Genomic DNA, 8,927 nt, shown 5'->3' with positions numbered 1-8,927 from the left:
CCGCCAAAGCCGCCGCCGCCCGAGCGGCCGCCGCCGAAGCCGCCGCCACCACCGCCGGTGCGGCCACCGCCGCCGAAGCCGCCCGGGCGCTCTTCGCGCGGACGGGCTTCGTTGACGACGATCGCGCGGCCGTCGAGGGCCTGGCCGTTCATGCCGTTGATGGCCGATTGGGCCTCGGCGTCCGAGCCCATTTCCACGAAGCCGAAGCCCTTGGAACGGCCGGTGTCACGGTCCATCATGACCTTGGCGGACGAGACGCTGCCGTACTGCGCGAACGCCTGCTGCAGATCCTCGTCACGGATGTTGTATGAGAGATTACCGACGTAGAGTTTGTTGCCCATGGGAGAGCCCCTTTCCATTTCCTGAAGACCATGTGGAGCTTCTACCCATCGTGAACCATTCAAGCGAAGGCGCTGCTTCCATACACAGATTTGTGAATATAAGTGAATTGCAGGAAAGTATGCACAGGGCGAATGTTTAAAGTGTTGTTTTGGGGCCAGCCGCCGCGGGCCCTCCCACATCTGAAGCCGACCTCACTTTCACGATGCGCGAGCGCGACCCGCCGAGCGCCCGGAGCCCGCGCATCGCGAGCCTGGTGCCGAGCCTGACCGAACTGGTTTTCGCGCTCGGCCTGGGCGAACGCCTGGTCGCACGCACCGGCTTCTGCATCCATCCGGCCGACGCCGTGCGCGCGGTGCCCAAGGTCGGCGGCACGAAGGACGTGAACCTCGCGAAGCTGCAGCGCCTCGCGCCGACCCATGTGCTCGTCAACGTCGACGAGAACCGGCTCGACACGGCCGCGGCGATCCGCGCCTGGCCGAACCCGCCGCGGCTCGTCGTGACACACCCGAATGGCCCCGAGGACAACCTCGCGCTCACCGCGCAGCTGGTCGAGCACTTCGGCACGCTGCCCGGTGTGGCTGACCGCGCCGCAGCGCTGACGCAGGCGCTGCGCCACGAGCTCGATCTGACGCAGGCCGAGGGGCGTCCGCCGCAGCCGGTGCTCTACCTGATCTGGCGCGAGCCGTGGATGACGGTCGCGCGCGACACCTACATCGCCCGCATGCTCGGCCGGGTCGGCTGGCACACGCTGCCCGACGTGCAGGGCGGCGAAGCCGGTGCCGCGCGCTACCCGGTCGTGCGCGGCGGCGAACCCTGGCTCGCCGAGGTGCAGCACGTGCTGCTCAGCTCCGAGCCCTACCGCTTCGGCGACGCGCACCTCGCCGAAGCGCGGCGGCTCTGCCCGAACGCGCACGCGCGCCTCGTCGATGGCGAACTGCTCAGCTGGTACGGTGCGCGCGCCGTGGCGGGCCTGCGCTACCTGCGGGACCTCGCCGCGGCCCCGCGCCAGTGACACGCACGCACACGCGACAATCCCGCATGGAGATCTACAAGCCGCTGATCGCGCTGCTCGCGATCGTGAACCCGATCGGGGTGATCCCGTTCTTCATCCACTTCACGCAGGGCTTCACGCGCCAGCAGCGCCAGCGCACCTCGCGCATCGCGGCGCTCTCGGCCTTCGTCGTGATCGCGGTCAGCGCACTCGCCGGCTTGAAAATCATCGAGTTCTTCGGCATCTCGCTCGCGTCGTTCCAGGTCGGCGGCGGCCTGTTGCTGCTGATGTCGGCGATCCAGATGCTGAACGCGCAGCCGGCCGAGAGCCGCAAGGACGACCTGCACCAAGGCAGCGACAAGGCCGACGCCGGCGCCAGCATCGCGATCGTGCCGCTGACAATCCCGCTGCTGACCGGCCCGGCGTCGATCTCGACGATGATCATCTACGCCGACAAGACCCGCCACTGGTGGCAGCTCGGCGTGCTGGTCGGCTACGGCGTCGTGATCGGCCTGGCGGTCTGGATCGCGTTCAGCCTGTCGGGGCGGATCGCGAAGGCGCTCGGCCAGACCGGCATCAACGTGATGACCCGGCTGATGGGGCTGCTGCTTGCGGCGCTCGCGGTCGAGGTGATGTCCGACGGCCTCGTCAAGCTGTTCCCGGTCCTCGCCGGCGCTGCACACTGACACCATGAGCGAATCCATCTATGACTACATCGTCTGCGGCGGCGGCACCGCAGGCTGTCTGCTCGCGAACCGCCTGAGCGCCGACCCGGCCAAGCAGGTGCTGCTGATCGAGGCCGGCGGCAACGACGACTACCTCTGGGTGCACGTGCCGGTCGGCTACCTGTACTGCATCGGCAACCCGCGCACCGACTGGCTGTACTCGACCGACGCCGATCCGGGCCTGAACGGCCGCAGCCTGCGCTACCCGCGCGGCAAGGTGCTCGGCGGCTGCAGCAGCATCAACGGGATGATCTACATGCGCGGCCAGGCGCGCGACTACGACGGCTGGGGCACCGGCGACGGCTTCGGCGCCAACCCCGGCTGGAGCTGGCGCGAGTGCCTGCCGCACTTCCTGAAGCACGAAGACTTCTACAAGGGCGCCGACGCCTTCCACGCGTCGCCCGGCTTCGATCCGACCGGCGCGCGCCCCGGCGGCGAATGGCGCGTCGAGCGCCAGCGGCTGCGCTGGGACGTGCTCGACGCGTTTGCACAGGCCGCGCAGCAGGCCGGCATCCCGCACAGCGAAGATTTCAACCGCGGCGACAACGAAGGCGTCGGCTACTTCCACGTCAACCAGAAGGCCGGCATCCGCTGGAACGCGACCAAGGCCTTTCTGCGTCCGGCGCAGAAGAAGCGCCAGAACCTGCAGGTCTGGACCGGCGCGCAGATCGGCCGCGTGCTGACCGAGACGCGCGACGGCGCCACGAGCGCCATCGGCGTCGAGGCGCTGCCGGTCGACGGCGCGCCGCCGGTGCGCGCGCGCGTCGCGCCCGGCGGCGAGGTCATCCTCAGCGCCGGTGCGATCGGCACGCCGCAGATCCTGCAGCTCTCCGGCATCGGCGCACCGGAGTTGCTGAACCGGCTCGGCATCCCGGTCACGCACGCGCTGCCCGGCGTCGGCGCGAACCTGCAGGATCACCTGCAGATCCGCGCGGTCTACGGTGTCGACGGTGTCAAGACACTGAACACGACGTCGGCATCGTGGTGGGGCAAGGCGCTGATCGGCGCCGAGTACGTGCTGCGGCGCAGCGGCCCGATGAGCATGGCGCCGTCGCAACTCGGCGCGTTCACGCGCAGCGACCCGTCGCAACCGCACCCGAACCTCGAGTACCACGTGCAGCCGCTGTCGCTCGACGCGTTCGGCGAGCCGCTGCACGGCTACAACGCCTTCACCGCGAGCGTGTGCAACCTGAACCCGTCGAGCCGCGGCGCGGTGCAGATCAAGTCGCCGGCCCCGCAGGATGCGCCGAGCATCGCGCCGCGCTACCTCGCGACCGATACCGATCGCCTGATCGCCGCGAACAGCCTGCGCCTGACGCGCCGCATCGTCGCGCAGCCCGCGCTCGCGAAGTACCGGCCGCAGGAGCTCAAGCCCGGCCCGCAATACGACACCGACGCCGAACTCTGGAAGCTCGCCGGCGACATCGGCACGACGATCTTCCACCCGGTCGGCACCGCGAAGATGGGCCCGGCCGCCGACCCGATGGCCGTCGTCGACGCGCGGCTGCGCGTGCACGGCATTCGCGGCCTGCGCGTCGTCGACGCCAGCGTGATGCCGACGATCACGAGCGGCAACACGAATTCGCCGACCTTGATGATCGCCGAGCGCGCAGCAGGCTGGATCCTCGGCCAGCCCTGCTGAAAAGCTAAGCAGGATTTCGTGGTTCACGGCAGCGCCCGCGCTGCCTACAGTGAAAAGCCTCCGATCCCACGCTGGCCTCACGATGAACCCGAAATCGACTCTCTTCTCCCTCGGCGCGCCGACCCTGGCTGCCCTCGCGCTGGCCTTCGCCGCACTGCCATCGCGTGCCGACACCACGCTGCTGAACGTCAGCTACGACCCGACGCGCGAGCTGTACCAGGCCTTCAACGCCGCGTTCGCGAAGCAGTGGAAGGCGAAGACCGGCGAGACCTTGACGGTGCGCCAGTCGCACGGCGGCTCCGGCAAGCAGGCGCGTGCGGTGATCGACGGGCTCGAGGCCGATGTCGTCACGCTCGCCCTCGCCTACGACATCGATGCGATCCACGACCACGGCAACCAGATTCCGGCCGACTGGCAGAAGCGCCTGCCGAGCAACGCCTCGCCCTACACCTCGACGATCGTGTTCCTGGTGCGCAAGGGCAACCCGAAGAGGATCACCGACTGGGCCGATCTGGCAAGGAGCGGCGTCGACGTGATCACGCCGAACCCGAAGACCTCGGGCGGCGCGCGCTGGAACTACCTCGCCGCCTGGGGCTACGCGCTGAAGCAGCCGGGCGGCAACGCCGACAGCGCGAAGAACTTCGTCAAGCGCCTGTACGCGAACACCAAGGTGCTCGACTCCGGCGCGCGCGGCTCGACGACGACCTTCGTCGAGCGCGGCATCGGCGATGTGCTGATCGCATGGGAGAACGAGGCCTACCTGTCGGTCAAGGAGCTCGGCCCGGACAAGTTCGAGATCGTCACGCCGAGCTTGTCGATCCTCGCCGAGCCGCCGGTCAGCGTCGTCGACAAGAACGTCGACAAGCGCGGCACGCGCAAGGCCGCGACCGCGTACCTCGAGTACCTCTACTCGCCCGAGGGCCAGGAGATCGCCGCGAAGAACTACTACCGGCCGCGCGACGCGAAGGTCGCCGCCAGGTACGCGAGCCAGTTCGCGCCGGTCAAGCTGCTGACGATCGACGCCGATTTCGGCGGCTGGCGGGCCGCGCAGAAGACGCACTTCGACGACGGCGGCGTGTTCGACCAGATCTATGCACCGGGCGCGAAGTAGGCCCTTCCAGCGCAGGTGTAACACCTAGCGCGACCGCGGTTCGCGGGTCTATGCTTTCGGGGCTGCGGCGGCTGCGCCGCGCGCGATTCAGCCTGTCATGCCTCCTGAGATACGTCCCGACGCTTCTGCGGCCGAACTGCGCGGCAAGGTCTTGTACATCGAGGATGTGCCGTTGAACTACCTGATGGTCGAGGCCAACCTCGCCCGCCATCCGGGGATCCAGCTGATCCATGCGGCGACCGGTCTCGAGGGCGTGCGCATGGTGCGCAGCGAGGACCCCGACTTCGTGTTGCTCGACATGCACCTGCCCGACATCTCCGGCCTCGAGGTCGTGCGCATGTTGAGTGTCGACATTGCCGACCGCCACCTGCGCGTGACGATCCTGACCGGCGACAGCCTGTCGATGGACATCATCAAGGCGATGAGCCTGGGTGCGTTCGAGTACCTCGTGAAGCCGGTGAAGCCGGAGGTCCTCGAGGCCAGCGTGCGGCGCGCGCTGACCACGCGCCGCGCGAACGAGATGTCGAAGCCGGGCTGAAACGCCGGCCCGCGTTTCGTCAGACCCGAGCCAGCGCCTGCTTCAGATCGGCGCGCAGGTCTTCGAGGTCTTCGACGCCGACCGACAGCCGCACCAGCGCGTCGCCGATGCCGAGCCGCTTGCGCGTCTCGGCCGGGATCGTCGCGTGCGTCATGATCCCCGGGTGCTCGATCAGGCTCTCGACGCCGCCCAGGCTCTCGGCGAGCGCGAAGATCCGCACCGCCTCGAGAAAGCGCCGCGTGCCGGCGAGGTCGGTGCGCAGATCGAGCGAGATCATGCCGCCGAAGCCGCCGCGCATCTGGCGCTTCGCGAGCGCGTGCTGCGGGTGCGACTCGAGGCCCGGATAGTGCACGCGCTCGACCTGCGGCTGCGCCTCGAGCCACTGTGCCAGGTCGAGTGCGCTGGCGACATGCCGCTGCATGCGCAGCGCCAGCGTCTTGACGCCGCGCAGCGCGAGGAAGCTGTCGAACGGGCCGGCGATCGCGCCGACCGAGTTCTGCAGAAAGCCCAGGCGCTCGCGCAGCTCGTTCAGCCGCGCAGCCTCCTTGCCCATGGACTTGGCAACTACGGCGACGCCGCCGATCACGTCCGAGTGGCCGTTCAGGTACTTGGTCACCGAGTGCACGACCACATCGAAGCCGAGCTCGAGCGGGCGCTGCACGTACGGGCTCGCGAAGGTGTTGTCGGCGACCGTGACGATGCCGCGCGCGCGGCAGATCTCGGCGATCGCGTGCAGGTCGGCGAGACGCAGCAGCGGGTTCGTCGGCGTCTCGACCCAGACCAGCTTCGTGTCGGGGCGCAGCGCAGCGAGCAGGTTCTCCGGGTCGGTCAGGTCGGCGTAGTCGAAGCGCAGTCCGGCGCTGCGCCGGCGCACCTTGTCGAACAGCCGGAAGCTGCCGCCGTACAGGTCGTCGCTGGAGACGACGTGTGAGCCGGCGTCGACGAGCTCGAGCACGGTCGAGATCGCCGCGAGGCCGGATGCGAACGCGAAGGCCTGCGCGCCGCCTTCGAGATCGGCGACGCAGCGCTCGAACGCGAAGCGCGTCGGGTTGTGCGAGCGGCCGTAGTCGTAGCCCTTGTGCACGCCGGGGCTGCTCTGCACATAGGTCGAGGTCGCATAGATCGGCGGCATGATCGCGCCGGTCGTCGGGTCGGGCGACTGGCCCGCGTGGATCACGCGCGTGTCGAAGCCCAGGCCTTCGGTGTTCTTGTGTTGTTCATGGCTCATTCGAGCGTCCTCCTCAGGTGGTTCAACAGGTCGACGCGCGTGATCAGGCCGTGAAAGCCCTGCGCGTCGGCGACGATCGCGACCAGGCCGCGATCGAGCACCGCTTCGAGTTCGGCGAGGCTCGCGCCGGGTGCGAGCGTCGACGGCGCATCGGTCATCGCGCTCGCGACCGGCGACCGAAAGCGCCCGGCATCCTCGTGCACGCTGAGCAGCAGGTCGGACTCATCGATCACGCCGACGAGGCGGTCGCCGTCGAGCACCGGCAGCTGCGAGACATCGGCCAGCCGCATGCGCTGGAACGCGGTCAGCAGCGTCTCGTCCGGCGTCACGCTGACGACACCGCCCTCCTCGGCGCGGCGCGCGACGATGTCGCGCAGGTCGCCGTACTGCGGCCGGGCGAGCAGGCCCTGGTCGATCATCCAGGCGTCGTTGTAGACCTTCGACAAGTAGCGCGTGCCGGTGTCGCAGACGAAGCTGACGACGCGCTGCGGCGTGGTCTGCGCCCGGCAATACTGCAGTGCCGCGGCCAGCAGCGTGCCGGTCGACGAGCCGCCGAGGATGCCCTCGCGCTGCAGCAGCTCGCGCGCCATGCCGAAGCTCTCGGCGTCGGGGATCGAGTACGCCGCGCGCACGCCGGAGAAATCGGCGATCGCCGGCACGAAGTCTTCGCCGATGCCCTCCACGGCCCACGCGCCGGCCTCGCCGACCGCGCCGCTGCGCGTGTACTCGGCGAGGATCGAGCCGACCGGGTCGGCGAGCACGAACGCGAGCTTCGGGTTCACGCGGCGGAAGAAGCGCGTCAGCCCGGTCAGCGTGCCCGACGATCCGACGCCGACGACGATCGCATCGAGGTCGTGCCCGGTCTGTTCCCAGATCTCGGGCCCGGTCGTGGTCTCGTGCGCGAGCGGGTTGGCCGGATTGTTGAACTGGTCGGCGAAGAACGAGCCGGGGATCTGCCGGGCGAGTGCCGCGGCACGGTCCTGGTAGTAGTCGGGATGGCCGCGGCCGACATCGGAGCGCGTCATGTGCACTTCGGCGCCCATCGCCTTCAGGTGCCGCACCTTCTCGGTCGCCATCTTGTCGGGCACGACCAGCACGACGCGGTAGCCCTTCGCGCGCGCGACCAGCGCGAGGCCCAGGCCGGTGTTGCCGGCCGTCGCCTCGACGACGGTGCCGCCGGGGCGCAGGCGGCCGTCGCGCTCCGCGGCGTCGATCATCGCGACGCCGATGCGGTCCTTGATGGAGCCGCCCGGGTTCTGCGATTCGAGCTTCAGGAACAGCGTGCACGGGCCGGTGTCGAAGCGCGTGACCTTGACGAGCGGCGTGCGCCCGATCAGCTCGAGCACCGCGGGCGGCGAGGGTTGCTTGGGCATGGTGGTCCTTCCGCTTCAGCCGGCGGCGAAGCGATCCGTCGCGCGCACCAGCCGGTCGAGGATGCCGGGCTCCTTGAACGCGTGGCCGGCGTCGAGCACGAGCTCGAAATCGGCCTGCGGCCACGCGCGGTGCAGCTCCCACGCGGTCTTCGCCGGGGTGCAGACATCGTAGCGGCCCTGCACGATCACGCCGGGGATGCCATGCAGCTTGTGCGCATCGCGCAGCAGCTGGCCTTCGTCGAAGAAGCCGCGGTTCACGAAGTAGTGGTTCTCGATGCGCGCGAACGCGAGCGCGTAGTGCGGGTCGCTGTGCGTCGTGTCGATCGCCGCGTCAGGCAGCAGCGTGATCGTGCGGCCTTCCCACTGGCTCCAGGCGACCGCGGCAGCGCTGCGGGCCGCTTCGTCGGCGCCGGTCAGCAGGCGGTGGTAGGCCGTCATCAGGTCGTGCCGCTCGGTCGGCGCGATCGGCGCCACGAAGTGCTCCCACTCGTCCGGGAACAGCCACGACGCGCCCTCCTGGTAGAACCAGCGCAGCTCGTCGCGACGCAAGGTGAAGATGCCGCGCAGGATCAGTTCGCTGACACGCGGCGCGTGCGTCTGTGCATACGCGAGCGCGAGCGTGCTGCCCCACGAACCGCCGAAGACGAGCCAGCGCTCGACGCCGGCCAGCACGCGCAGCCGCTCGATGTCGGCAACGAGGTGCCAGGTCGTGTTCGCGTCGAGCGAGGCATGCGGTGTCGAGCGCCCGCAGCCGCGCTGATCGAACAGCGTCACGCAGTATTTGGCCGGGTCGAACAGGCGCCGCTGCTCCGGGCTGCAGCCGCTGCCGGGGCCGCCGTGCAGGAAGACCGCCGGCTTGCCGCGCGGATTGCCGCAACGCTCCCAGTAGACGAGATGGCCGTCGCCGACATCGAGCAGGCCGTGCTCGAACGGCGCGATCGCCGGGTAGAGCTGCGCCAGCACGGTCATGTGCGCAC

General features: G+C 69.5%; 9 protein-coding genes. 5 read left to right on the top strand and 4 right to left on the bottom strand.

Annotated elements, in window-relative coordinates:
- Positions 1-341 (bottom strand): RNA-binding regulator (gene rbp / locus AC1DTW_RS25190; protein ID WP_477984219.1); only part of this gene is annotated, 341 nt, incomplete at its 3' end.
- 203 nt (positions 342-544) lie between these two features.
- On the opposite strand from rbp, the gene AC1DTW_RS25185 reads away from it, so the two are divergent.
- The 5 genes from AC1DTW_RS25185 (at position 545) to AC1DTW_RS25165 (ending at position 5,349) form a co-directional block, all read left to right on the top strand.
- Positions 545-1,354 (top strand): helical backbone metal receptor, encoded by an 810-nt coding sequence (locus AC1DTW_RS25185; RefSeq protein WP_477984217.1) that lies wholly within the window; start codon positions 545-547, stop codon positions 1,352-1,354.
- Positions 1,355-1,380: 26 nt separating this feature from the next.
- Positions 1,381-2,019 carry a MarC family protein gene (locus AC1DTW_RS25180; protein ID WP_477984215.1) on the top strand — a complete coding sequence of 213 codons (639 nt, stop codon included), beginning with the start codon at positions 1,381-1,383 and terminating at the stop codon, positions 2,017-2,019.
- Between the two features lie 4 nt (positions 2,020-2,023).
- Positions 2,024-3,700 carry a GMC family oxidoreductase gene (locus tag AC1DTW_RS25175; protein ID WP_477984213.1) on the top strand — a complete coding sequence of 559 codons (1,677 nt, stop codon included), beginning with the start codon at positions 2,024-2,026 and terminating at the stop codon, positions 3,698-3,700.
- Between the two features lie 82 nt (positions 3,701-3,782).
- Positions 3,783-4,811 (top strand): sulfate ABC transporter substrate-binding protein, encoded by a 1,029-nt coding sequence (locus AC1DTW_RS25170; protein WP_477984211.1) that lies wholly within the window; start codon positions 3,783-3,785, stop codon positions 4,809-4,811.
- A gap of 97 nt (positions 4,812-4,908) precedes the next feature.
- Positions 4,909-5,349 carry a response regulator gene (locus AC1DTW_RS25165; protein WP_477984209.1) on the top strand — a complete coding sequence of 147 codons (441 nt, stop codon included), beginning with the start codon at positions 4,909-4,911 and terminating at the stop codon, positions 5,347-5,349.
- A 19-nt stretch (positions 5,350-5,368) separates the two neighbouring features.
- Here the strand turns inward: AC1DTW_RS25165 and AC1DTW_RS25160 are convergent, their stop codons facing one another.
- From AC1DTW_RS25160 to pip, 3 genes are read right to left on the bottom strand one after another with little or no spacing between them, the layout of a single operon-like run.
- Entirely contained in the window at positions 5,369-6,577 is a 1,209-nt protein-coding gene (locus AC1DTW_RS25160) for a trans-sulfuration enzyme family protein (RefSeq protein WP_477984207.1), read from the bottom strand.
- Entirely contained in the window at positions 6,574-7,950 is a 1,377-nt protein-coding gene (locus AC1DTW_RS25155; RefSeq protein WP_477984205.1) for a pyridoxal-phosphate dependent enzyme, read from the bottom strand. Before AC1DTW_RS25155 ends, AC1DTW_RS25160 begins: the two co-directional genes overlap by 4 nt.
- Before the next feature lie 15 nt (positions 7,951-7,965).
- Complete coding sequence (gene pip, locus AC1DTW_RS25150; RefSeq protein ID WP_477984203.1) at positions 7,966-8,919, bottom strand: prolyl aminopeptidase; 954 nt, start codon at positions 8,917-8,919, stop codon at positions 7,966-7,968.
- Positions 8,920-8,927: the final 8 nt, after the last annotated feature.

The organism is Rhizobacter sp. P5_A1 (assembly GCF_056400745.1).
The sequence above is the reverse complement of the archived record's forward strand: the minus strand, read 5'-3'. Positions and strand labels throughout refer to the sequence as shown.